The 23,002-nt window shown below is 70.0% G+C and carries 24 protein-coding genes; 15 read left to right on the top strand and 9 right to left on the bottom strand.

Features of this window, described 5'->3' with window-relative positions:
- Nucleotides 1-17: 17 nt before the first annotated feature.
- The 6 genes from AC0IY0_RS00720 (at nucleotide 18) to AC0IY0_RS00695 (ending at nucleotide 4,091) form a co-directional block, all read left to right on the top strand.
- Nucleotides 18-401 (top strand): response regulator, encoded by a 384-nt coding sequence (locus AC0IY0_RS00720; RefSeq protein WP_007560016.1) that lies wholly within the window; start codon nucleotides 18-20, stop codon nucleotides 399-401.
- 110 nt (nucleotides 402-511) lie between these two features.
- A complete protein-coding gene (locus AC0IY0_RS00715) occupies nucleotides 512-1,045 on the top strand; it encodes a protein phosphatase CheZ (protein ID WP_147907305.1) in 534 nt (177 codons plus the stop codon).
- Between the two features lie 115 nt (nucleotides 1,046-1,160).
- Nucleotides 1,161-1,946, top strand: a complete 786-nt coding sequence (locus AC0IY0_RS00710; protein ID WP_419830273.1) for a creatininase family protein — start codon at nucleotides 1,161-1,163, stop codon at nucleotides 1,944-1,946.
- Nucleotides 1,947-2,017: 71 nt separating this feature from the next.
- On the top strand, nucleotides 2,018-2,734 hold the full coding sequence (locus tag AC0IY0_RS00705) for a DUF1223 domain-containing protein (protein ID WP_471762818.1): 717 nt from the start codon (nucleotides 2,018-2,020) through the stop codon (nucleotides 2,732-2,734).
- A gap of 107 nt (nucleotides 2,735-2,841) precedes the next feature.
- Nucleotides 2,842-3,399 carry an RNA polymerase sigma factor gene (locus AC0IY0_RS00700; protein ID WP_471762817.1) on the top strand — a complete coding sequence of 186 codons (558 nt, stop codon included), beginning with the start codon at nucleotides 2,842-2,844 and terminating at the stop codon, nucleotides 3,397-3,399.
- Nucleotides 3,399-4,091, top strand: coding sequence for an NrsF family protein (locus AC0IY0_RS00695; protein WP_419830275.1), 693 nt, complete (start codon nucleotides 3,399-3,401; stop codon nucleotides 4,089-4,091). Before AC0IY0_RS00700 ends, AC0IY0_RS00695 begins: the two co-directional genes overlap by 1 nt.
- A gap of 3 nt (nucleotides 4,092-4,094) precedes the next feature.
- Here AC0IY0_RS00695 and AC0IY0_RS00690 read toward each other — a convergent pair whose 3' ends face one another.
- On the bottom strand, nucleotides 4,095-4,586 hold the full coding sequence (locus tag AC0IY0_RS00690) for a YcgN family cysteine cluster protein (protein WP_147907301.1): 492 nt from the start codon (nucleotides 4,584-4,586) through the stop codon (nucleotides 4,095-4,097).
- Nucleotides 4,587-4,813: 227 nt separating this feature from the next.
- On the opposite strand from AC0IY0_RS00690, the gene AC0IY0_RS00685 reads away from it, so the two are divergent.
- Genes AC0IY0_RS00685 through AC0IY0_RS00675 form a run of 3 tightly spaced genes read left to right on the top strand, consistent with a single transcriptional unit; the run spans nucleotide 4,814 to nucleotide 8,455 of the window.
- Nucleotides 4,814-7,117, top strand: a complete 2,304-nt coding sequence (locus tag AC0IY0_RS00685; protein ID WP_471762815.1) for a transglycosylase domain-containing protein — start codon at nucleotides 4,814-4,816, stop codon at nucleotides 7,115-7,117.
- Nucleotides 7,118-7,121: 4 nt separating this feature from the next.
- The gene (locus AC0IY0_RS00680) at nucleotides 7,122-7,826 is read left to right on the top strand and encodes a DUF1214 domain-containing protein (RefSeq protein ID WP_471762814.1); all 705 of its coding nucleotides are present in this window, start codon (nucleotides 7,122-7,124) and stop codon (nucleotides 7,824-7,826) included.
- On the top strand, nucleotides 7,814-8,455 hold the full coding sequence (locus AC0IY0_RS00675; RefSeq protein ID WP_147907298.1) for a DUF1254 domain-containing protein: 642 nt from the start codon (nucleotides 7,814-7,816) through the stop codon (nucleotides 8,453-8,455). Before AC0IY0_RS00680 ends, AC0IY0_RS00675 begins: the two co-directional genes overlap by 13 nt.
- Nucleotides 8,456-8,467: 12 nt before the next feature.
- On the opposite strand, the gene AC0IY0_RS00670 is transcribed toward AC0IY0_RS00675, so the two are convergent.
- Both AC0IY0_RS00670 and AC0IY0_RS00665 read right to left on the bottom strand, forming a co-directional pair.
- A complete protein-coding gene (locus AC0IY0_RS00670; protein WP_246692377.1) occupies nucleotides 8,468-9,313 on the bottom strand; it encodes a hypothetical protein in 846 nt (281 codons plus the stop codon).
- 55 nt (nucleotides 9,314-9,368) lie between these two features.
- On the bottom strand, nucleotides 9,369-9,581 hold the full coding sequence (locus AC0IY0_RS00665; protein WP_147907297.1) for a hypothetical protein: 213 nt from the start codon (nucleotides 9,579-9,581) through the stop codon (nucleotides 9,369-9,371).
- A gap of 424 nt (nucleotides 9,582-10,005) precedes the next feature.
- Here AC0IY0_RS00665 and AC0IY0_RS00660 point away from each other — a divergent pair, with 424 nt between their 5' ends.
- Complete coding sequence (locus AC0IY0_RS00660; protein WP_147907296.1) at nucleotides 10,006-10,299, top strand: hypothetical protein; 294 nt, start codon at nucleotides 10,006-10,008, stop codon at nucleotides 10,297-10,299.
- Nucleotides 10,300-10,345: 46 nt separating this feature from the next.
- Nucleotides 10,346-11,302: a glutathione synthase gene (gshB, locus tag AC0IY0_RS00655; protein WP_471762813.1), complete on the top strand. Its 957-nt coding sequence runs from the start codon at nucleotides 10,346-10,348 to the stop codon at nucleotides 11,300-11,302.
- 25 nt (nucleotides 11,303-11,327) lie between these two features.
- On the opposite strand, the gene AC0IY0_RS00650 is transcribed toward gshB, so the two are convergent.
- Entirely contained in the window at nucleotides 11,328-12,863 is a 1,536-nt protein-coding gene (locus AC0IY0_RS00650) for a cation:proton antiporter (RefSeq protein WP_147907294.1), read from the bottom strand.
- Nucleotides 12,864-12,908: 45 nt separating this feature from the next.
- On the bottom strand, nucleotides 12,909-14,360 hold the full coding sequence (locus AC0IY0_RS00645; protein ID WP_147907340.1) for a carbohydrate porin: 1,452 nt from the start codon (nucleotides 14,358-14,360) through the stop codon (nucleotides 12,909-12,911).
- A gap of 121 nt (nucleotides 14,361-14,481) precedes the next feature.
- On the opposite strand from AC0IY0_RS00645, the gene AC0IY0_RS00640 reads away from it, so the two are divergent.
- On the top strand, nucleotides 14,482-16,077 hold the full coding sequence (locus AC0IY0_RS00640) for a gamma-glutamyltransferase family protein (protein ID WP_471762812.1): 1,596 nt from the start codon (nucleotides 14,482-14,484) through the stop codon (nucleotides 16,075-16,077).
- 231 nt (nucleotides 16,078-16,308) lie between these two features.
- On the opposite strand, the gene AC0IY0_RS00635 is transcribed toward AC0IY0_RS00640, so the two are convergent.
- From AC0IY0_RS00635 to AC0IY0_RS00625, 3 genes are all read right to left on the bottom strand, one after another.
- Nucleotides 16,309-17,166 (bottom strand): class I SAM-dependent methyltransferase, encoded by an 858-nt coding sequence (locus tag AC0IY0_RS00635; protein ID WP_471762810.1) that lies wholly within the window; start codon nucleotides 17,164-17,166, stop codon nucleotides 16,309-16,311.
- A 12-nt stretch (nucleotides 17,167-17,178) separates the two neighbouring features.
- Nucleotides 17,179-17,688 carry an OsmC family protein gene (locus AC0IY0_RS00630; protein WP_147907291.1) on the bottom strand — a complete coding sequence of 170 codons (510 nt, stop codon included), beginning with the start codon at nucleotides 17,686-17,688 and terminating at the stop codon, nucleotides 17,179-17,181.
- 79 nt (nucleotides 17,689-17,767) lie between these two features.
- Nucleotides 17,768-18,901 carry an aminotransferase class I/II-fold pyridoxal phosphate-dependent enzyme gene (locus AC0IY0_RS00625; protein WP_419830280.1) on the bottom strand — a complete coding sequence of 378 codons (1,134 nt, stop codon included), beginning with the start codon at nucleotides 18,899-18,901 and terminating at the stop codon, nucleotides 17,768-17,770.
- Nucleotides 18,902-19,142: 241 nt separating this feature from the next.
- Between AC0IY0_RS00625 and AC0IY0_RS00620 the strand changes: the two genes are divergently transcribed.
- The 3 genes from AC0IY0_RS00620 to AC0IY0_RS00610 all read left to right on the top strand — a co-directional run bounded on the left by AC0IY0_RS00620 (nucleotide 19,143) and on the right by AC0IY0_RS00610 (nucleotide 21,651).
- Entirely contained in the window at nucleotides 19,143-20,411 is a 1,269-nt protein-coding gene (locus AC0IY0_RS00620) for an adenosylmethionine--8-amino-7-oxononanoate transaminase (protein WP_419830281.1), read from the top strand.
- 132 nt (nucleotides 20,412-20,543) lie between these two features.
- Nucleotides 20,544-20,933, top strand: a complete 390-nt coding sequence (locus tag AC0IY0_RS00615) for a response regulator (protein WP_147853788.1) — start codon at nucleotides 20,544-20,546, stop codon at nucleotides 20,931-20,933.
- 85 nt (nucleotides 20,934-21,018) lie between these two features.
- Nucleotides 21,019-21,651, top strand: a complete 633-nt coding sequence (locus AC0IY0_RS00610; protein ID WP_471762809.1) for a MarR family winged helix-turn-helix transcriptional regulator — start codon at nucleotides 21,019-21,021, stop codon at nucleotides 21,649-21,651.
- A 12-nt stretch (nucleotides 21,652-21,663) separates the two neighbouring features.
- Here AC0IY0_RS00610 and zigA read toward each other — a convergent pair whose 3' ends face one another.
- Complete coding sequence (zigA, locus tag AC0IY0_RS00605) at nucleotides 21,664-22,881, bottom strand: zinc metallochaperone GTPase ZigA (RefSeq protein ID WP_471762808.1); 1,218 nt, start codon at nucleotides 22,879-22,881, stop codon at nucleotides 21,664-21,666.
- Nucleotides 22,882-23,002: the final 121 nt, after the last annotated feature.

Raw genomic sequence — 23,002 nt, 5'->3', positions numbered from 1 at the left:
TACGGAGCAGTTGGTCTATGGCTCTCGATCTGAGCATGCCGATCCTCGTTGTCGACGATTACCAGACGATGGTCCGAATCATTCGGAATCTATTGAAGCAGCTTGGCTTCGAAGAGGTCGATGACGCATCGGATGGTACGGCGGCACTGGCTCGCCTCAAGGACCGCAAGTACGGCCTGGTCATCTCCGACTGGAACATGGAGCCAATGACCGGCTACGAGCTGCTCCGGCACGTGCGGGCCGACGAAAATCTTCGGACGACGCCGTTCATCATGGTGACCGCCGAATCGAAGACCGAGAACGTCATCGCCGCCAAGAAGGCTGGCGTGAACAATTATATCGTCAAGCCGTTCAACGCGGCGACGCTCAAGTCCAAGATCGAGGCGGTCTGCGGGAACTGATGATTTCCGTGGCACGTCCAACGCGCCCTCCGGCAAAGCCGCCGGCACGCCGGAAGGCGCCCAAGAGCGATGCCGCCGGCATCGCTGCTCGCCGATCCCAGGAGGAGAGCATGTCGTCAGCCGCCGCGCGACAGCCCGATATGCGGTTCCGTGAACCGCACGCCGTGATCTCCGAGTTAATCGAGATCGCGGATTACATCGCCCATTTGCGCGAAGAGATCGGTGCGCTCCGGGCGAACGAGATGAGCCGCGACCGGATTCCCATGGCGCATGAGGAACTCGGCAGCGTCGTGGTCGCGACCGCCGGGGCCACCAACACGATCATGGAGGCCGCGGAGGCGATGCTCGGCCTCCCGGACGGGCCCGGCTACCGGGATGCCGTCGAAGAGCGAATCAACACGATCTTCGAAGCCTGCGCCTTCCAGGACATCACCGGCCAGCGCATCGCCAAGGTCGTGGAGGCCCTGCGGCTGTTCGAACAGCGGCTCGCCCGCTTTGTCGGCGCCGTGAAGGCCCGGGATGCATCCTCCACCGACCCGGCCGAAACGGCTCGCCGCGCCCGCGCGGAGGACCTCCTTCTCAACGGCCCCCAGGCCGTCGAGGAAACTCCGTCCCAGAACGACATCGACGCCCTGTTCGCCTGACCGGCTCCGGCACCGGTCGGTCCGGCGCCCATCGACGCGTGTCGGTCGGGCGGGTTAGATCGCCCTCGGCAACCTGATGCCGAGGGCGGTGTCGAAGGAAAGTTCCGGCCAAGGCATGGCGGCGCAAAACTGGTCCGAGCTGACGACGGACGACCTCAACCGGCGCGACATGCGGCGGGTGATCGCGGTGCTGCCGGTGGCCGCCATCGAGCAGCATGGGCCGCACCTCCCGCTCGGCACCGACGCGATCATCGCCGACGGCTACCTCGACCGTGTGCGCACGCGTGTGCCGCACGACCTCGACGTGCTGCTGCTGCCGGTGCAGGCCATCGGCAAGTCCGACGAACACGACGCGTTTCCCGGCACGCTCTCGCTCGATACCGGGACGGCCCTGGCGGCCTGGACCGGGATCGGCACCGCCATCCATCGCGCCGGCTGCCGCAAGCTGGTGATCGTCACGAGCCACGGCGGCAACAGCGCCCTCATTGATCTCGTGACCAGTGATCTGCGCGCGCGATTCGCCATGGTCGCGGTCACGACGTCCTGGGCCCGGTTCGGCTATCCCGACGGCCTGTTTCCCGCTGACGAGATCGCCCACGGCATCCATGCCGGTGGCATCGAGACCGCACTGATGTTGGCGCTGCGGCCGGATCTGGTGCGGACTGACCGGATCGCGGATTTTCCACCTCGCAGCCGCGCGATGATCCGGGATTTCACCCATCTCCGCGCCGGCCGGCCAGCCGCCTTCGCCTGGAAGGCAGGCGACCTGCACCCGTCCGGAGCCATGGGGGATGCCCGGCTCGGCAGTGCCGAGGCCGGTCACGTTGCCCTCGATCACGGCGCCGCCGCTTTCGTGGAACTACTGCGGGACGTGGCGCGGTTCGAGCTGGATCCGGCGTAACCGGCGCGGACGTGCCGCCGAAAGGTCCGTTACGCGCCGTGCAGCATATGCCGGCGCCGAGAGGCCCGGCCATGAAAGTCGTCGCGTTGATCTCCGTCGCCCTGTTGCTCGCCGCCGGACGTCCGGCCGCGGCGCTCGAGCGGCCCGTCGTCGTCGAACTCTTCACCTCGCAGAGCTGCTCCTCCTGCCCGCCCGCCGAAGCGCTGATCGGGCGGCTCGCGCATGAAGGTGCGGACGTGCTGCCGCTGGCCTTCCACATCACCTACTGGAACCACCTCGACTGGCGCGATCCCTACTCCCTGCCCGCCGCCACCGAGCGGCGGGCTGATTACGCAGCCCGGTTGGGCAGTTCGAACTACACCCCGCAGGCCGTCATCGACGGACGCACGGCCGTTGTCGGCTCCGACGAGGCCGGCCTGCGGGCCGCCGTGGCACAGGCCCGGCGTGCCGGGATGGCGGTCGGAGTTACGCTGTCCCGCGACGGTGCCGGCCTCGCCGCCCGGGTCGGAGCCGGAAGCGGAACAGGCCGGGTCCTGCTAATTGGCTTCGATCCGAGCCATACCAGCCGGGTCTTGCGCGGCGAGAATGCCGGCCGCACGCTCGAACAGGCGAACGTCGTCCGCTCGATCCGGGATCTCGGAGCGTGGTCCGGCGCCGCCATGATGTTCGAGGCCGCTGCACCTGCGGGTGAGACGGCGGCCCTCCTGGTGCAAGCGACCGACGGCCGTATCCTGGGCGCGGCCCGCCTGGGCGAACGCGTCGCCAGCGCCGCGGAGATGCCGCAATGATGCTGGCGATGCCCGGCGTCGCGGGATGCGGATGGGCCCTGGCGCCCGACTCCAACCCCGCGCTAGACTCCGGCCGTGCCGGGGAATGGATCGGCGGCGGAGCCCGGATGGCGCTCGAAGGTGAATTGGCCGCTCTGATGGCGGCGGCGCAGGGTGGCGACGCGGCCGCATATCGCGCCTTGCTCAAGGCGTGCCTGCCGGTGGTCTCGTCGATCGCCCGTGCGCAGGGCGTGCGCGGCGAGGCCGTGGACGACGTCGTCCAGGACGCGCTGATGACCGTGCATCGGGCTCGGGCCAGCTACGATCCCGCGCGGCCGTTCCTGCCGTGGCTGCGCGCCATCACCCAGCGCCGGGCGATCGATCGCCTGCGCCGGACCGGGCGCCGGCCCCGCGAGGTTCACGATCCGATCGCCTACGAGGCGGAGGCCGATCCCGGTCCCGCGCCGGGCCAGGGTCTGGAGGCGCGCGACCGCTCCGCCGCCCTTGCGCGTGCGGTCGCCTCGCTGCCGGACGGGCAACGGCAGGCCGTCGAACATCTCGGCCTGCGGGAGCTGTCGTTGGATGAGACCGCGGCCCTGACCGGGCGCAGCAAGGGCGCGCTCAAGGTCAACCTTCACCGGGCGCTCAAGGCCCTGCGCGCCAACCTGATGCAGGAGCGGCGCTGATGGCCGATTTGGCCGGCCATGACCCGGGTCCGCAGGCCTTCAGCCGCCACGATCGGCTGGTCGAGGATCTCGCCTTCGGCCTGGAGCCGGTGCGGCCGCTGCCCTCCCCGGCCCTGCGTGCAGCCCTGTGGCTGGGTGCGGCGCTGATCGTCGGGCTGGTCCTGGCGAGCCGGATCGATAGCACCGGCTTCATGCAGCGGATGCAGGTGCCGGATCTCGTCTGCGCCGCACTCGGGGCGGTGCTGACGGCGGTCGGCGCCGCCTTCGCGGCCTTCGCCACGAGCGTGCCGGGCCGCTCCCGGGCTTGGGCGTTGCTGCCGCTCCCGGCCCTGGCCCTCTGGATCGGGGCGAGCGGTTTCGGCTGCCTGCGCGATTGGATCGCCCCCGGCACCGACCGGCCGAATCCCCAGGAGGTCGCCGGCTGCTTCAGTTTCCTCGTCTGCGTCTCGGTCCCGCTGTCCGTGCTGATCGTCGTGATGCTGCGCCGCGCCTGCCCGCTGCGGCCGAACCTGACGGCAGCGCTCGGCGGACTTGCGGCCGCAGCGGCGGCGGCGGCGTTGCTGATGCCGTTCCATCCGCACGACGCCACCGCGTCGGATCTGCTGATCCACGCCGTCGCCGTGCTCGGTGTGATCGGGCTCAATGGCCTCGCGGGCGGCCGGCTGCTCGGCAGCCGGGTCAACTCGAGCTGAGCGTCAGCGCTCGTCCGGATCCGCCCCCGGCCAAGCCACGATCCGGTCCGGCAACTCGTCGTCGGAGAACTCCTCCTCGTTGCCGGCGAGCCGGCCGCGGATGGAGATGCCGGCCTCGTGCACGCTGGAGGCCCGGCCTGAGACAAGGGGATGCCACGGATAGAGCGGTTCGCCGTCGCGCACGAGCCGATAGCCGCAGGTCGGCGGCAGCCACGGGATCGTCCGCACCGCCTCCGGGGTGAGGCGGACGCAGTCGGGCACGCGCTTCTGCCGGCGGGCATAATCGCGGCAGCGGCAGGTCAGGCCGTCGAGCAGGGTGCAGCCGATATCGGTATGATGGACCTCGCCGGTCTCGTCATCCTCGAGCTTGATCAGGCAGCACCGACCGCACCCGTCGCACAGGCTCTCCCACTCGGACGGCGTCATGGCTTCGAGGGTCTTGGTCCGCCAGAACGGCTCGGCGACCCCGTGGCGCAGCGCCTCGGGCTTGGACATCGGTCAATCTCGCGATCGGGAAGTGTCTGTCTCTGCCCGAGCTGGTGCCGCGGGGCAAGGCGCTGCACCTGCGGCGAATCACGGGACCGCGCAGAGCCTCGCCGACCGTTCCGGATCCTGCTAAGGATGGATACGCCGCGCGGTGTCTCGGCCGCGCGGTGCCATGCCCGCGGCGCGGGCGCTCGATCCTCCGCCGCGAAGGCGCTCGACAAGCCGGGTCCGACAACGTGCGCCTGCCGACGCTCACCGAGATCAAGATCCGCATCGAGCGCGCCGCGCTGGCGTTCGATGCCTGGGTCAATGCCGGCCTCTACGACAGCGGTCGCTCGACCGGCGCGGCCTACGAACGCTTCCAGCGGGTCATGGGCCGGTTCGCCGTCCACGGCTGGAAGCGGATCGCCCTCGACCTGACCAGCGAGGCCGTCACCCTGGGGGCCGGTGGCGCGGTTCTGCTGCTCGCCTTCGCGCAGCCCGCGTTCCAGCTGACCAGCGAGAACTGGCTGAAGCAGCAGGACCTCGCCGTCACGTTCCTGGACCGGTACGGCACCGAGGTCGGCCGGCGCGGCATCAAGCACGACGACTCGCTCAAGCTCGACGAGTTTCCCGACATCATGATCAAGGCGCTGGTCTCCACCGAGGACCGGCGCTTCTACGAGCACTGGGGCATCGACCCGATCGGCACCCTGCGGGCCCTGGTCAACAACTCGCGCGGCGGCGGCGGCACGCAGGGCGGCTCCTCGATCACGCAGCAGCTGGCCAAGAACCTGTTTCTGACCAACGAGCGGTCGCTGGAGCGCAAGATCAACGAGGCATTCCTGGCCCTGTGGCTGGAGAGCCACCTGACCAAGAACGAGATCCTGAAGCTCTACCTCGACCGGGCCTACATGGGCGGCGGGACGTTCGGCGCCGTGGCGGCGGCGGATTACTATTTCGGCAAGCCGTTGAAAGACATCAGCCTGGCCGAGGCAGCCATGCTGGCGGGATTGTTCAAGGCGCCGACGAAATACGCCCCGCACGTCAACCTGCCCGCCGCCCGCGCCCGCGCCGCGGACGTGCTCCACAACATGGTGGAAGCCGGCTTCGTCACGGAAGGCCAGATCCAGACCGCCCTCCGCAACCCGGCGACCCCCGTGACTCGCACCCGCGACATCACCGCCGATTATTACCTCGATTGGGCATTCGGCGAGATCAAGGCCATGGCCGATGCGGGCAAGCTCCGCAACGACCGCGTCCTGACGGTCAAGACACCCCTCGACCTCGCGATCCAGAAGCGGGCCGACGAGGCTGTGGCCGACATCCTGCGCAAGTCCGGCGACGCCTTCGACGTCGACGAGGCCGCCATGGTCATCCTTGATCCCGACGGGGCACTGCGCGCCATGGTCGGCGGCGCCGATTACGGCGAGAGCCAGTTCAACCGCGCCACCGACGCGCTGCGCCAGCCCGGCTCGTCGTTCAAGCCCTACGTCTACTCCGCTGCCCTCCTATCGGGGTTGTTCAAGCCAGAGACCACGGTGGTCGACAGCCCGGTCTGCATCGGCAACTGGTGCCCACAGAATTACGGCCGGTCCTATGCCGGCCGGGTGCCGATGTGGCTCGCCGTGGCGAAATCGATCAACACGATCCCGATCAAGATCTCGATCTCGCTCGGCAAGGCCATGGGTATCAGCCATGAGGCGCGCGCCGCGAAGGCCGGCCGCGCGAAGATCACCGATCTGGCCCACAAGATGGGCATCACCTCGAACCTGATCGACACGGTCTCGATGCCGATCGGCTCCGACGAGGTGACGGTGATCGACCAGGCCGCCGGCTACGCGGTGTTCGCCAACGGCGGCTACAAGGCCAAGCCCTACGCCGCCATGGAGGTCAAGAACTCGTCCGGCGAGGTGATCTACCGCCACGCCGACGAGGCGCCCGATCGGGTGCTCCCGTCCCAGGTCGTCGCCGACATGAACTTCATGCTCAACAAGGTGGTCGAGGAGGGGACCGGCAAGCGCGCTCAGCTCGAGGGCGTGAAGGTCGCCGGTAAGTCCGGCACCACGAACGCCTACCGGGATGCGTGGTTCGTCGGCTACACCGGCAATTACGTCGGCGCGGTCTGGTTCGGGAACGACGACCACACCTCGACCAACAAGCTGACCGGCGGTTCGCTCCCCGCCCAGCTCTGGCACGACGTGATGGAGCCGGCCCACCAGGGCATCGAGATCAAGGGTTTGCCCGGCCTGAAGGAAAGCCCGCGGGCCGCCCAGCAGCAGGCGTCCGGCGGTCCGACCGCACCGATCGATCCGAATGCCAGCGCCTACGGCAAGCTCTCGCGTCGCTCCTTCGAGGTGATCGGCGGCTTGAACGGCCTGTTCCGCACCGTCGAGCGCCCGCCTTCGGGCGACGCGCGGCCGGATGCCGCTGGTGGCGTCGACAAGGCGACCCAGAAGACCGACCGGAAGCCCGGCGACCGGGCCGCGGCACCCCCGGCCCAGCCGCGCGAGGTCGCCGAGGGCGCACGGTCCGTCGGCGGCCGCATCGAGCTGCGGTGACCCAATGAGGTTCGCAATCCCCGCTAGCCCCGGCCACAGCGCTGCGGCTGGAGAACGCCGTCCCGCGCCGAAGGTCCGGTCCCTCGGCGGCGCCGGCCGGTTCCTCGCCCGTGTCTGGCGCAAGAGCTCGGTCGCCGGCCTCGCGGTCTACGCCCTGGCGCTCGGCGGGGTGCTCGGCCTCGCCAGCGCCGATTGGGCGACGCGGGGCGGCTATCCGTTCGGCGGCGTGCCGGTCGGCGCCTGGACGGCCTGGCCCCGGGCGGGGGCCGGGAATGCCGATCCCTATACCCGTGCCGTCAACGCCCGCCGGGGGGAGATCCCCCTGGCTGTGGGTGAGGGCCTGCTGCTGACCGCGGCGGCCGACGACCAGGGCCAGGCGCTCGACGCGACCTGCGCCTATCGCATCGGCGGCGGGACGCCGCCGGCCAGGGCCTGGACCCTCACGGTCGCGGGTCGCGGTGCGCGCGATCCCGGGCGTCCGGCCATGCGCGAGGGTTTCACCTCCACGGAGGTCCTGCGCTCGGCCGACGGGCGGTTCTCGGTGATCCTCGCCCCCGACGTCCAGCCCGGGAACTGGTTGCCGAGCCCCCGGGACAGCGGGCCTGTGCGCCTGGCCCTGCGCCTTTACGACACGCCGGTCGCCGCCAGCGTCGGATCCCTCGACCGAGCCTCGGTGCCGGCCATCACCCGCCTGGGATGCGCCTCGTGAGTCCGCGCTTCGTCTTCGCCACGCTGATCGGCTTGGTGCTCGCCGGGATCGTGCACATCGCGGCGGTGCTGGCGATCCCGCGTCTGTCCGAGACGGACGCCGTCTCGCGCGCCCGGACCAGCGAGAACCTCGACCACCCGCAGCCGATCTACACGGTCGCCACCGGCGACGACCCCTCTCCGCCCGAGGCGTGGCTGCCGATCCCGGATCCGGCCGTGGCGGTGGGCGTCTGCGCTTACGATCTCGCCGACGGGCCGATGCGCGTCTCTGCGCGGACCGGGCCGCTGTCGTTGTCGCTCGCCGCGCATGCCCGGCGGGGGGCCTTCTACGCGGTGACCGATCAGGCCGCCGTGCGCGGCGCCCTCGATCTCGTGATCCTCACCCGGGCACAGTACGACGAGGCTCTGGCCGACGACGACGAGAATGACCCGAGCCGTGACGTGCGCATCGTCGCGCCGGACACGCGGGGCGTCGTGGTCGTGCGGGTGATCGCCGGCCTGCCGAGCCAGCGACCCGGCGCTAACGCCGCCGTCCAAGCCGTCTCGTGCACCACCGACATGCCTGCGGATGAGTCCGGCGGCAAGGATGCCGGCGGCAAGGATGCCGGCGGTAAGCCCGCTGGGCGGTAACGCCGGGTCAACTCAATATTTGACGACCAGTGGCGGCGCCTCGGCGACCGGCACGATGGCGGCTTCGAGGCCGCATCGGGCCGCGGCGTCCGGTGGCAGCAGCGGGTCGAGCAGGTTGCGGCGCGCGGCGAGCATGGCCAGCGAGCGCTCGGCCGCGACCGACTCCTTGGCCGGAGCCTGGGCGAAGAGATGCTCCAGGGCATAGCGGTAGCGCGCCAGCCGCAGGCCGGCCTCGATCCGCACCCAGGCGATCAGGCAGCGGTTCTCGGCGACATGCTGGGCTGCGAGGCGGATATCCGCGTCGTCGAGGGTTTTGGCAAAGGGCAAGCTGCGCAGCCGCGCGGCATCCGCGTCGATCACCCGCGCGGCGAGCGCCGTGAAGATCGGGATCAGGCGGGCATCGGCCGTGGCGTCGTCGGCGAGCTGGCGGTAGCGGGAGACCGGGGAGCGCGACGGCTCTGCGGTCAGCGTGTCGTAATAGGCGCCGACCTCGTCGAACCGCCAAGTCGGCGTCGCGTGCGCGCTGGCCAGTCCGAAGAGGGCATCCTGGAATGCCGTGAGGGTGCTGGCCGGCTGGACGAAGCGCCAGGCGCGGTCGCGCAGCGCCTGCTCGTCGTCGGTCAGGCCGGAATCGAGGATCAGCCGGCCGCGATCCCGCGACGAGAAGCTGCCGGTGGTGTCGATCAGTCCATTCCAAACGCCGGTGCGGGGGCGGCCGAAATCGCCGCTCTGCGTGCAGGCGGCGAGCAGCGCCAGCGCGGTGCCGGCGGCCAGGACGATGGTGGCCCTGTGCGCGCGGCTCGCGCGCCTGTCTCCAACGGGTGCGACGCTCGGCCGATGGCGGTCCGGAACAGGCATGATCAAACCGTCGGAAACGTCGCCTGGCCGGGCCGGTCGGCGGCTATCGCTGCGTTCAGGAGGCAAGGCGCTCGTAACGAACGCCCAGGAAGAACAGGATCTCGCCGCGCTGCTCGTCGGTGCGCGGCAATTGGCGGGTCCGGCGCGCGTCGGGCCCGGGGAACGGTAGCAGGACCGCGGGCGGATCCCGCCGTGCGTCGCGCGCCGCATCGTTGGCGGGCATTGGCAGGCGGGTCTGGCCAGTCACCTGCGGCTTGAATGGGGTCATGGTCTCCGGCTCCTGTCGGCGGCTCGAGCGGCAGTGCCCGGGCCCTGCAGAGGGGGTCGGCAAGGGCTACAGAACCCATTCAGCATGACGTGGTTAACGGAGTCTTGCCGGATCCCGGCCCGGATCGGGGCGGCATTTTGGCTGGTCTGGCGCGCGAATTGCGATGCGGGTTTCGCCCATGGCGGGCGTTTCCTCCCTTTGACTGGGGCCCTGTCCGTTCTTGGACGGGGCCCTTTTTCTTGGCCGACGATGCGGCCCGGGCGCCACACAGCGGCGAAGCGTGGGCGCGGCGTTGCGCGCGGGGAACCCATGCAGAGCCGTGCCGCTTGCCTACCGCCCAGCGCGACCGATATGCCGGGCGCAAGCGGACGAGCTGACCGCCGCACCGATTTTCCGCGCGACCGAGATTTGAGGACACCGCTGAATGCGACTCGTTCCGGAACGATTCCTGCGCTCCAACCGCCGCTGCGGCCTGGCGACGGGTGCGCTCGTGCTGTTCGCGCTCGCCACCGGCCCGGCCTACGCCCAGCGTGAGGACCAGGGCCTGCAACTCGGCTGCGCCAACGACTATTTCCGTCTCTGCGCCGGCGTCGATCCGAACAGCCAGGACGCCGACCGGTGCATGACGCGCAACCGCAAGCGCCTATCGCCCGAGTGCCGCTCGGCGATCGGCGACTACGACAAGCGCACCGGCAGCAAGTCGCTGTCGGACGATTGAGCATTTCACCGGTCCAGATACGCGCCGCAGGCGAAGGGCATTTTCGATGGGCCTGACTGTCGCCGTCCAGATGGACCCGATCCAGAACATCCGGATCGCCGGGGACACGACCTTCGCTCTACTGCTCGAGGCGCAGCGGCGGGGTCATGACTTGATCTACTACACGCCCGACCGGCTCTCGATGCAGGGCCGGCGGGTCACGGCTCGGGTCGAGCGTCTGACGGTCCAGGACGTCGAGGGCGCGCATTTCACGCTCACGCCGCCGGAGCGGATCGACCTCGCCGAGGCGGACGTGGTGCTGATGCGCCAGGATCCGCCGTTCGACATGGCCTACATCACGGCCACCCACATGCTGCAGCGGATCCATCCGGAGACGCTGGTGGTCAACGATCCCTTCGAGGTGCGCAATGCGCCCGAGAAGCTGTTCGTGCTTGATTTTCCCGAGCTGATGCCCCCGACCCTGATCAGCCGCGACAAGGCCGAGATCGAGGCCTTCCGGTTGGAGCACGGCACCGTCGCGATGAAGCCGTTGCACGGGCACGGTGGCGCTGCCGTCTTCAAGGTCACCGAAACGGACCCGAACTTCGGCTCGATGTTCGATCTGTTCGCCACCACCTTCCGGGAGGCCTGGGTGATCCAGCGCTACCTCGACCGGGTGACCGAGGGCGACAAGCGCATCATTCTGGTGGACGGCTTGGCGATGGGCGCGGTCAACCGGGTGCCGGCGGCCAACGACATCCGGTCGAACATGGTGCGCGGCGGGGCCGCCTCGGCTTCGGAGCTGACCGAGCGCGAGCGCGAGATCTGCGCGACGATCGGTCCGGAGCTAGCCCGGCGCGGCCTGATCCTGGTCGGGATCGACGTGATCGACGGACATCTCACCGAGATCAACGTCACCTCCCCCACCGGCATCCGGGCCATCCAGCGGCTCGGCGGCCCGGACCTCTCGGTGGCAGTCTGGGACGCGATCGAATCCCGGGTCGCAGCGCGCAAGGGTGTCTGAACGGGTGCCGTAGGAAGGCTGTGACTCAGGTCTCCGCCTTCGGCGTGGCGTTGAGTTCGGCCCAGTCGAACTCCTCCTCCAGCAGGAAATAGGCATCGTCTCCGATGCGGCCCTGCCGCCGCAGCGAGAGAACCGCATTGCGCGCAGCCGCCACCGACCGGCGGCGGGCGGCATCCGAGGGGAGACTCTCGGGAGCAAGGCCCTCCTCGTGGGCCTCGGCCTCTTCGAGGGCCGAGCGGAACTCGGCGCGCAGGGAATCGATCGCCGGCTCGTCACCGGATTCGGCAAGGCTCTCGAGGGCCGCCTTGTAGGCGGCGGCGCGCGCCCAGCCCACTTCCCGGCCAACCGGATCGTCATCCTCCAGCTTCAGGTGCGCGAGCAGCGGACGCAGGGTCAGGCCCTGAACGATTAGCGTGCCCAAAACCGTGAAGAAGGCGGTGAACACCACGAGGTCCCGGTGCGGGAACTCCATCGGCAGCGCCAGGGCGGCCGCGACCGTGACGATGCCGCGCATCCCGGCCCAGGACAGAGCGAGCCCCGGCCCGAACTTCGCGCGGGCACCGGCCTGACGCAGGCCGAGGCCCTTGAGGCCGGTCGTGGGCAGGACCCAGGCCAGACGGGTCACCACGACGGTGGCGAAGATCGCGGCGGCGAGGAACATCGCCTGCCAGGAATCTGCACCGGTCAGGCGGTCCTGGATCGGATCGATCTGAATGCCGATCAGGATGAAAGCTAGGACGTTGAGGACGAATACCGCCGTGTCCCACACCGCGTAGGAGATCACCCGGGTGCGCGGGGCCGTGATGCCGGGCGCCCGGCGGGCGACCGTGACCGCGAAGGTGACGATGGTCAGCACCCCCGACATCTCCAGACGCTCCGCGGCGAGCCAGATCCCGAACGCGGCGACGAACTGCATCACGATGGTGCTCGCCGGGTCGGTCACGCGCTTCGTCAGGGCGACGAAGGCCAGGCCCAGGCAGGGTCCGGCGGCCAAACTGGCCACCACGCCGAGCATGAAGGCCGGGGCGACCTCGGCCGGATGAAAGCCGTCCGCCATCGCAGCCGTCACCGCCAGGCGGTAGATGATCAGCGATGCGGCGTCGTTCAGAAGGCTCTCGCCGCGCAGGATCGTGGCGAGCCGGTGTGGCATCGGCGCGTGCTTCAGCACCGCCAGGGCCGCCACGGCGTCGGGCGGCGCGACCACGGCGCCAAGCACGATGCAGGCCGCGATCGGCATGTCGGGCACGATGAGATGGGCCACGAGCGCGACGGCGAGCGTCGTGACCGCCACCGCGCCCACCGCCAACCCGAACACCGCGCGCCAGTTCTCGCGCATGTCCCGCAGGGACGCGTCGAAGCCGGCATCGAGCAGGACGGGGGCGAGGAACAGGGCGAGCGCCAGTTCGGGATCGAGCCGCAGGTTCGGTACCCCGGGCACGAAGGCCAGCGCGACGCCGCCGAGCGCCAGGAACGCCGGGTAAGGCGCACCCAGCCGACGCGCCAGCGCGGCCAAAAGGACGGCGCCGAACAGGACGCCGACAACCCACTCGAAGATTACCATAGCCCTGAAAGAGGGCAGGTCCGCGCGCGTTCCAGGCCGGACGGCTCAGTACTGCACGCTGGCGCGCACCCCGAGCACCACCGCGTTGCGCAAGCGGCGTCCATCCGGGCCGGCTATGCCGGCACCCGGATGGAAGACGTATTGGAGGTCGGGCTGCACCGTGAAGCCCGGAACCACCACGGCTTGGTAGGTCGCCTCCAGCACCGTCTCGGCCCGTCGCCGCGGCGTCGGGACGCCGGTGTAGAGGATCGTGTCCCGGTCGGCCCGGTGGGCGTCGTCGCTGATCCGGGCATGAGCGAGGCTGACCCCGACGGTGTCGTCGTCGCGGCCGTCGAACAGGCCCTTGTAGGCGAGGCCGGCATCGACGTAGGCGTCGATCAGGCTTGAGCGGGTCGGCGAGTAGGCGGTGCGCACGAAGAAGCCGAGGCCCTCATCGTCCTTGCCGGATTCCCGGTACAGGGTCTGGTCGTAGATGCCGTAGAATCCGGCATTGCCGCGCAGGGGGCGGCCGATGCCGGTGGCGTTCGGGTCGGCCAGCGGCACCCCGGTGATGTCAAAGCGCAGGCTGTCGAACCGGCCGAAATGCTGCCAGCCGCCGAACGTGATGTCGCCGGGCAGGCCTTCGGCTCCCGGCTCGATATTGAACGCGTAGGTCGCCTCGGCGACGATCAGGGCCGGGTCGTTGGTCCGGAAGTTCGTGCCGGTACGGTTCAGTCGCTGCGCCTCCGGATCCGGGCCTGGCCGGTTCGCCCCCGCGGGATCGCCATCGTAGAGCCCGACCTGAAGGGAGAAACCATTGCCCGGCGCGTACTTCGCGCGGATCGCGGGCGCCGAGAGCGGATAGGCCGGACCGCCGCTCGGCAGGTCGAGCCCGGTGATCGCCGGCCAGCCGAAGGTGGAGTTCACGAACAAAGTCGCGGTCTGGCTGACGAAGAACTCGGTGTCGGCCGCCTGCTGGCCGATCCGGAGGCCGAGCTGCCCGTCCATCAGGCTCTGATCGAACCACAGCACGTACAGCCGGCTCGACGGAAGCGCCTCGATCACGCTCGTGGTGAGCAGGTCGCCGACATAGTAGCGCGACAAGCCGGTGCCGTGGATGAAGTAGGCGTTGGCGTGGATCGTCGCGCCCTCCCAGCCGGCCAGCCGGTCGAGATCGAGGTTGAGCCGCAGGTTCAGGCGATCCTCGACGATCGCCCCCTGACGAAGACCGCCGGTCGGGTTGCCCAATAGGTCGGCGATGTAGGTGACGCTGTACTCGATGCCACGCGCTTTCAGCACCGGGCGCAACCCCAGGGGATCGCCAAGCGCGCCCAACGACGGCTCGATCGACCGGACATAGCCGCCGGACGCCTGGCTGGTGCTCTCCGGCTGCGAGACCGAGATCCGCGGATCGGCGCCCGCACCCTCGTAGACGGTCCGCACCCGCTGCTGCGCCGCGGCCGGCAGGGCGGCCAAGGTGAGGCCGAGGGCCAACGGAGGTAAACTCTTGAACGACATCGGCCGCTTCTGCGCGATGGGCATCGGCGTTCCTAGCATGGGACGGGCGTGGCGAACCGTGGTCCCTTGCAGCGGCCGCAGACTTGCCTAACGCTGCGGCTGGAACACCACAGGATCTTCGATGCTCGAGACCCCCGTCTTCTCCGACAGCGCTGTTGCGGCCCCTCACCATCTCGCGGCCTCGGCCGGCCGGACCGTGCTGGCACAGGGCGGCAACGCCATCGAGGCGATGGTGGCGATGGCGGCCTCGATCGCCGTGGTCTACCCGCACATGAACAGCATCGGCGGCGATGGATTCTGGCTGGTTCGCGAGCGCGGCGGCCGGGTGCGCGGCATCGAGGCATGCGGGCCGGCCGGGCGCCTCGCGACGATCCAGCGCTACCGTGAAAAGGGCTACGATACGATCCCGTCGCGCGGCCCCGACGCCATGGTGACGGTGGCCGGCGCGGTCGGCGGCTGGGACCTCGCTCTGGCGCTGTCCAAGGCGCTCGGCGGCCGCCTGCCCCTGGACGTGTTGCTCGCCGACGCGATCACCCAGGCCCGCGACGGTGTCCCGGTCTCACCCAGCGAGGAGCGCTACAAGCCGCAACCGGGCGACACCCTGCATGAGGCCCCGAACTTCGCCGCGACCTTTCTCAACGACGGCAAGCCCTACCGGGCGGGCGAGATCCGCAAGCTCGCGGCCCTCGGGGCGACCCTCGAGCAGCTCGCACATGCCGGGCTGGACGACTTTTATCGAGGCGATGTCGCCCACGAGATCGGCGCCGACCTGGAACGCCTCGACGCGCCGGTGACCCGGGCCGACCTCAAGGCCTACCAGGCGGTCGAGCGCAGGCCCTTGGCGATGCGTCGGCGCGACGCCACGCTGTTCAACTTCCCGCCCCCGACCCAGGGGCTCGCGGCCTTGATCATCCTCGGCCTGTTCGACCGCCTGAATGTCGCCACCCCGGAGAGCACGGCGCATTATCACGGGCTGATCGAGGCGACGAAGCGCGCCTTCGCGATCCGCGACCGGGTGGTGACCGATTTCGGCCGCCTGCGGCACGACATGGAGGAGTTCCTGGTGCCGGCTTTCCTCGCCACGGAAGCCGCGCGTATCGACATGAAGCGCGCCGCAACGATTCCCTTGCGCGATTCCCCCGGCGACACCGTCTGGATGGGGGCGATCGACCGCGACGGGCTGGCGGTCTCGTACATCCAGTCGGTCTACTGGGAATACGGTTCCGGGGTGGTTCTGCCGCGCACCGGCATCGACTGGCTCAACCGGGGCGTCTCGTTCTCCCTCGACCCGGACGCCGTGAACCCGCTGGAGCCCGGGCGGCGCCCGTTCCACACCCTGATCCCGGCGCTGGCCTGTTTCGACGACGGCCGGGTCATGGCCTACGGCGCGATGGGCGGCGACGGCCAACCGCAATTCCAGGCGCAGATCTTCTGCCGCTACGCCGATTACGGGTTTTCCGTCGCCGATGCGGTCGATGCCCCCCGGCTGCTCTACGGCCGGACCTGGGGCGCGCCCTCGCTCAGCGTGAAGGTGGAGGATCGGTTCGATCCGGCGATCCTGTCGGCTCTGGAGCGCATGGGCCACCAGATCGAGCCGGTCGGCGTGCCCTACAGCGACACGCTGGGCCATGCCGGCATGCTCGTCCGCCGGGCCCGCGATGGGCGGATCGAGGCGATGCACGACCCGCGTTCCGACGGCGGGGCGTTGGGGTTGTGAATCGAAACCGATTCTGCGGCAGAGGACTGCGACCCGGGATCCAGCACGCGGTGACGCGAAGCGGCCGAGGGTTAGCGCGTCGTTTCGCGATTGGGCCGCTCCGCGGCTCTGGCTCCCGGATCACCGTCCGCTGACATTCCGGGCGGCCCGGAAAAGGGGCGCGTTTCATCCGGGGACGGTGCAGGCCGCGGCAGGCACTCCGACAGGAAGCCCGTGTGATCGTGCAGGTCGTCAGCTTGCCTGGACCAGCCAGCAGGAGGCGCGCAGACTGACGATACCGCCCTCCGCGTGCGGGTGCAGGGCCGCGGTGACGGCGGCCTCGGCCCGGGCACGCAGATCTGGCTCGGCCTCGCGGAGGAGACGCGCGGTCGGCCCGAGATTGAGCGCGACATGGGCGGCGGCCTCCGCCGCCTCGGTCTCGTTGGCGCCGCGGCCGAGCACCACGTCCCGGTCGATCGCGTCACAGGTCACGGTCCCGAAACCTGCGCCGCGCAGCAGCGCGACCAGCCGTTCTTGGTCGGCGAAGCGGAACGGGCCGGGCGTATCCGGTTGCGGCGGCGGCGGGATCTCGGGCAGGAGCGGCAGCACCGCATCGCGCGGCACCGTCACCCAAAGGTTCTCCGGCAGCGCCCGCCAGCACAGGAAGGTCAGCCGTCCCTCGGGCTGGAGCATCCGGCGGATGTTGGCGAAGGCGTGGGCCGACTCCGGAAAGAACATCACGCCGAACCGTGACAAGGCCTGCTGATAGGTTCCGAGAGCGGCGTTCTCCACGTCCGCCTCGACGAACCGGATCGGCGCGGCACCGAGTGGTTCCGCCTCGGCCCGGTCCTGGGCGACCGCGAGCAGCGGCGCCGAGATGTCCGCGCCGGTCACGCTCCCTTGCGGACCGACCCGGCGGGCGGCCTCCAGCGTCGTGGTGCCCGAGCCGCAGCCGATATCGAGCACGGATTGCCCGGGCTGGAGCGTCAGGCGCGCGAACAGCGCCTCGGTGAGCGGTGCGAACACCGCGTCGAGCACCGCCTGATTGCGGGCCCAGCGGGTGCCGACCTCGCCGTTCCAATACTCCGTCTGGGTGATGTCGCCGGCCATCGTCGTGTTCCCTCAGGCCGACGTGACGGCGACCGACAGCGCGGGTTTGTGGTTCAGGGTCTGGAACACGACGCAGTAGCGCTCGGTCAGCTTGAGCAGGTCTGCGAGTTTGTCCTCCGAGGCGTCGGTATCCAGAGTGAAGAACAGCCGGATGCTGCGAAAGCCCACAGGCGCTTCCTTGTCGACGCCGAGCGTTCCGCGAAAATCGAGGTCGCCCTCCGCACTCACCGTGCCGGAGCGCAGCGGAATCGCGAGCGCTGTCGCCACTGCCTTGAGGGTCACGCCCGCGCACGCGACCAGCGCTTCGAGCAGCATGTCCCCGGAGCACAGTTCGAGGCCGGAGCCGCCGGTCGCCGGGTGGAGCCCGGCTTCCGCGATGGCGCGGCCGGTCTCGACCTTGCAGGCGATCTTGGTGTCGTCGAGGGTACCCCGCGCCTTCAGGGTGATCACCGCCGAATCCGGCGCCGTGCGGTACTGGTCCTTGATCGGAGCCTGGAGGGCTCGCAGAGCGGTGGCGTCCATGGCGTCGTCCTCAGGGTTGATCTGTGCCGGCCGGCTCCTCTTGTGCGGGAGCGTCGGCGACGAGGTATAGGGTCGGCGCTCAGGGACGGGAAGCGCGGCCGGTCAGCGCCGCTACCGCGTCGGCCAGGGCGTCGACCTGCGCATCCGTGTGGGCCGCCGAGAACGCGACCCGCAGCCGCGCGGTCCCGGCCGGTACGGTCGGGGGGCGGATGGCCACGACCAGGAAGCCGGCAGCCTCCAGGGCCGTAGAGATTTCGAGCGCCGCCTGCGCGTCGCCGACCAGGACCGGCACCACGGCGCTCTCGGCTTCGGGCAAGCCGAGGCGGGCGGTGAAGCGTTGGGCCAGCGCCAGCGGCCGGGCGCGCCGGGCCGGTTCCTCCTCCAGGATCGCCAGCGCTTCCAGGGCTGCAGCGGCCGAGGCCGGGGGTAGGCCGGTGGTGTAGACGAAGCTCCGGGCGCGGCTCGTCATCAGGTCGATCACCGGCCGCGAGGCGCAGAGATAGCCGCCGTAAGAGCCGAGCGCCTTCGACAGCGTGCCCATTTCCAGCGGTGCCCGCGGCCCGTCCTCGACCACCCCGATCCCGTGGGCGTCGTCGACCAGCGTCCAGGCGTCGAAGGCTTCCGCGACACCCAGCAGATCGCCGAGCGGCGCCCGGTCGCCATCCATGCTGAACACCCGCTCGGTCAAGACGAGGGCGCGGGCGTGGTGCGGGCGGTGCGCCGCGAGCTTGTCCGCGAGGTCGGCCGGATCGTTGTGTCGAAATGTCAGCACTGCGGCGCCCGACAGCCGCGCCCCCGCCCACATGCAGGCATGGGAGAGTTCATCAAGCACCACGACGTCGCCGCGCCCGGCCAGCGCCGGGGTGATGCCGAGATTGGCGAGATAGCCGCTGCCGAACACCAGGGCGGCTTCGGCGCCCTTGTGGCGGGCGAGTCCCTCCTCCAGGGCGCCCAGATAGGGGTGGTCGCCGGTGACGAGGCGCGAGCCGCCCGCCCCGGCCCCATAGCGGCCGGCCGCCTCTTGCGCGGCGGCGATCACCCGCGGGTGATGCGACAGTCCGAGATAGTCGTTGCATGAGAACGAGACGAGCGCCCTGCCCCGGCGCGACGCCGCGGCTCCGGTGCCGCGCTCGGTTGGCGTGAGCCGCCGCCGCAGGCTGCCGGCTTCCAGCGCGTCGAGTTTGGTGCGGGCGAAGGCGTCGAGGCTGTCCATCAGGTGCGTGATGGGGCCGCGGGGGCGGTGGATGTCAAGGTGGCGACCGGCGCGGAGCTGCGGAAGTTACGCGTGGGGTATTCCGAGCGCCCCGGCGTGGCGTCCCTCGTCGGCACAGAACAAATACTGCTCGCGATTCGCCTGTCTTACCGTCGCCGGCGGACATAGCGGCTTCAGTCCGTTCACACGCCGGATCGCGCGTCTGCTTGACCACTCCGGCCTTGCCGCCCATCCCTCCGCCATGACGTCCGATCGACCGTTGAAACAGACTCTCTGGCGCCCCTACACGCAGATGGGCGTGGCCGCTCCGCCCCTGGAGGCGGTGGCGACGCATGGCAGCCGCATCGTGCTGGCCGATGGCCGCGAGCTGGTGGATGGGATCGCGTCCTGGTGGACGGCCGTGCATGGCTACAACCATCCCCACATCGCCCGGTCCGTGGCCGACCAGCTGGCGCGGATGCCGCACGTGATGTTCGGCGGCCTGACCCATGCCCCGGCGGAGCGGCTGGCGTCACGGCTCTCCGCGCTGTTGCCGGGGGATCTCGACCACGTGTTCCTGAGCGATTCGGGCTCGGTCGCCGTCGAGGTCGCGTTGAAGATGTCCGCCCAAATGTGGCTCAATCGCGGGGTGAGCGGCCGGACGAAAGTGCTGGCCTTCCGGGGCGGCTATCACGGCGACACGATGGGCGCGATGTCGGTCTGCGACCCCGAGGAGGGCATGCATCGCCGCTTCGGCGCCTACCTGCCCAGCCAGGTGTTCTGTGACCTGCCGCGGAGCCTGGCCGAGACGGAGGCGCTGGATGCGGCTCTGGCCGCCCACCGCGAGACGCTGGTAGCCGTGATCGTCGAACCCCTCGTCCAGGGTGCGGGTGGGATGGTCCTGCACCCGCCGGAGGTGCTGGCGACCGTCGCCCGCCTCGCTCGCCGGCACGGCCTGCCGTTGATCGCCGACGAGATCTTCACCGGATTCGGGCGCACCGGCAGCCTGTTCGCCTGCGAGCAGGCCGGGATCGTGCCGGACATCCTGTGCCTGTCGAAGGCGCTCACCGGCGGCACCATGGCGCTGGCGGCCACGGTCGCCCGGACGGAGGTGTTCGAGGCGTTCTGGTCCGAGGATCCGGCGGCAGCGTTGATGCACGGCCCGACCTTCATGGCCAATCCGCTGGCCTGCGCGGCGGCCAATGCCAGCCTCGACCTGTTCGCGACCGAGCCGCGCCTCGAACAGGCCGGTGCCATCGCCCGCCGGCTCGCGGATGGGCTGTCCGGCCTGAAGGGACTGCCCGGCGTGGCGGATGTCCGGGTCCTGGGTGCCCTCGGGGCGGTGCAGTTCACCGCGCCGCCCGACCTCGCCGCCCTCAAGGCGGGCTTCCTCGACCGGGATGTCTGGGTGCGGCCGTTCGGCGACATCGTCTATCTCACCCCCGCCCTGACCATTCCGGACGCCGATCTCGACCGACTGATCGAGGCCGTCGTCGGCGTCGTCTCCGAGCGGGCCGCGGCGCTCGCCTGAGCGCATCCGCCACACGATCCCGCGAGCCGTCGCCACGCCGCCCTGCAACCTGGAACCGTTTCTGCCGTTGGCTCACCGCTGACAACGCGTGCGGCGGCCCTCGCGGTCGGACGCTGCCGGAGGGAGTACACAGTGGCGAGCGAGCAGACGGTTTCGGGCGGCGATCGGCCGGTGATCCTCCTCGTCGAGGACGAGGCGCTGACGATCATGGACCTCGGGGACGTGCTGGAGGATGGCGGTTACGACACGGTGCAATGTGCCTCCGCCGAGCGGGCGCTCAGCATCCTGCAGGCGCGGCCTGACATCTGTGGCCTGGTGACGGACGTCCAGCTCTCGGGAAAGACCGACGGCTTCGACCTGGCGAGCGCGGTGGCCGAGGCCCGCCCGCAACTGCCGATTCTCATCGTGTCCGGGCGGGCCGCGCCCGATCCGGCCCGGATGCCCGCCCATGCCGACTTCATCGCCCGTCCGTGCACGGGCGAGGACATCCTTGACCGGCTGAAGCGCTTGATGCCCTGTTGAGTGCAGGGCGTTTTCGGCCCCCGTCATCGCACCGTCACCCGCGCGCGCCACAGGAAACCGGGCGGCCTTGGGACGGGAGTGGACGGTGCAGGTTCAGGATGGTCCGGCGGCCGCCGGCATAGATGCGGGCGCTCCGGTGGGCGACAAGCAGAAACGTGAGCGCGAGACCAAGGACACGGGTGCGTCCGAAGGATCGTCCAAGAAGATGCGGCCACCTGGCGTGCGCAGCGTCGGCTGGGCCCTGGTGCAGGCCGCGCGCCTGCACCGCGCGCGCACCGGTGACCGGCTGGCCAAGCTCGGCCTGTTCGCCGGGCAGGAACAGGTGGTCCAGGCGCTCGCCGCCGCCGGCACCATGACGATGGGCGACCTCGCCGCCCTCCTGCGGGTCCGCCCGCCGACCGCGTCCAAGACGGTTACCCGGCTCGCGGCTCTCGGCATCGTGGAGCGCCGGGCCGAATCGGGTGACGGCCGCGTCGTGCGGGTGCAACTCACCGAGGCCGGCCTGGCGAAGGCCGAGGCCATCGAGCGGATCCAGGAGGATGTCGAGGCCGAGCTGCTCGACCATCTCGACAAGACCGACCGGCGCCGCCTCCGCAAGCTCCTCCGCAAGGCCGCCCGCGGCCTCGCCGAGGCGGCCGGCGCCTCCGGCCAGCTCACCGATGTCGACGCGGAGATCGATGCAGAGGCCGAAGACGAGGTCGAGGCGATCCCGGTCTGACGGGCTGCCGGCTCAGGCCGCCCGGCGCCAGGCCGGGAACGGGTCCGGCAAGTCGCGATAGGCTTTGGGGTCAAACGTTTTCGCGTGGTCGGTCGCTACGAGGCATGCATCCAGGGCTTCGGTGAGTGCGTCCCGGTCCATCCCGGTGCCGATGAACACCAATTCCTGGCGCCGGTCGCCCCAGATCTCGCTCCAGACCGCGTCGAGGCGCTCCCGGAACTCGGGCGCTTCCGGCCAGCGTCGGCGCGGCACTGCCGACCACCAGAAGCCCATGGCCGAGACCCGCGCCACGGCGCCGGCCAGCGAGAAATCCCCGACCCAGTCCGGCCGCGTCGCCAGCCAGAAATGGCCCTTGGCCCGGATCAGCCCCGGCCAGGTTTCGTTGACAAAAGCGTTGAAGCGCTGCGGATCGAACGGCCGCCGCGCTCGGTAGACGAAGGACGTGATCCCGTATTCCTCGGTTTCTGGCACGTGCTCGTGCGCGCCGTACAGCGCCTTGAACCAGAGCGGATGCTGTTGCGCCTTCTCCTCCTCGAACAGCCCGGTATCGAGGATCGCGTCGAGGGGTGCGCGCCCGTAATCGATTTCAAGGATGCGCGCATCCGCGTTCAGCCCGCGCACCACCGAGCGGACCAGGGCCAGGTGCGCGTCCGAGACGTCGTGCGCCTTGTTGATCACCACCACGTCGGCGAATTCGATCTGCTCCACCAGCAGGTCCACGAGCGTGCGGGTATCCTCCGCCCCCGCCGTTTCGCCGCGCTCGCGCAGGAACGCGGCCGAGCGGTAATCCTTCAGCAGGTTCACGGCATCGACCACCGTCACCATCGTGTCGAGGCGGGCGACGTCCGAGAGCGCGCGCCCGGCCTCGTCCCGGAACGCGAAGGTCGAAGCGATCGGCAGCGGCTCGGCAATCCCGGTGCCTTCGATCAGCAGGTAGTCGAATCGTCCCGCCTCGGACAGGCGCCGGACTTCGTCCAGCAGGTCGTCGCGCAGGGTGCAGCAGATGCAGCCGTTGGTCATCTCGACCAGGATCTCGTCGGTTCGAGACAGGCCGGCGCCACCGGTCCGCACGAGGTTGGCGTCGATGTTCACCTCGCTCATGTCGTTGACGATGACGGCGACCCGCCGGCCGTCGCGATTGTTGAGCACGTGATTGAGCAGCGTCGTTTTGCCGGCTCCCAGAAAGCCGGAGAGAACGGTGACGGGAAGGCGTCGATGGAGTTTGGCCATGTCATGAGAAAAACGTTATAACATTGCATTGTCAACCTTCGGCATATCGTCCCGTCGAAGCCCGCCGTTCCGGGTGTTGTAACGATGTAACGTTTCCGAACGATCACGAGAAGCCGCATGA

The organism is Methylobacterium sp. AC315, from assembly GCF_979253755.1.
Note: the sequence above shows the minus strand (reverse complement) of the source record. Positions and strands in the feature narration are given on the sequence as shown.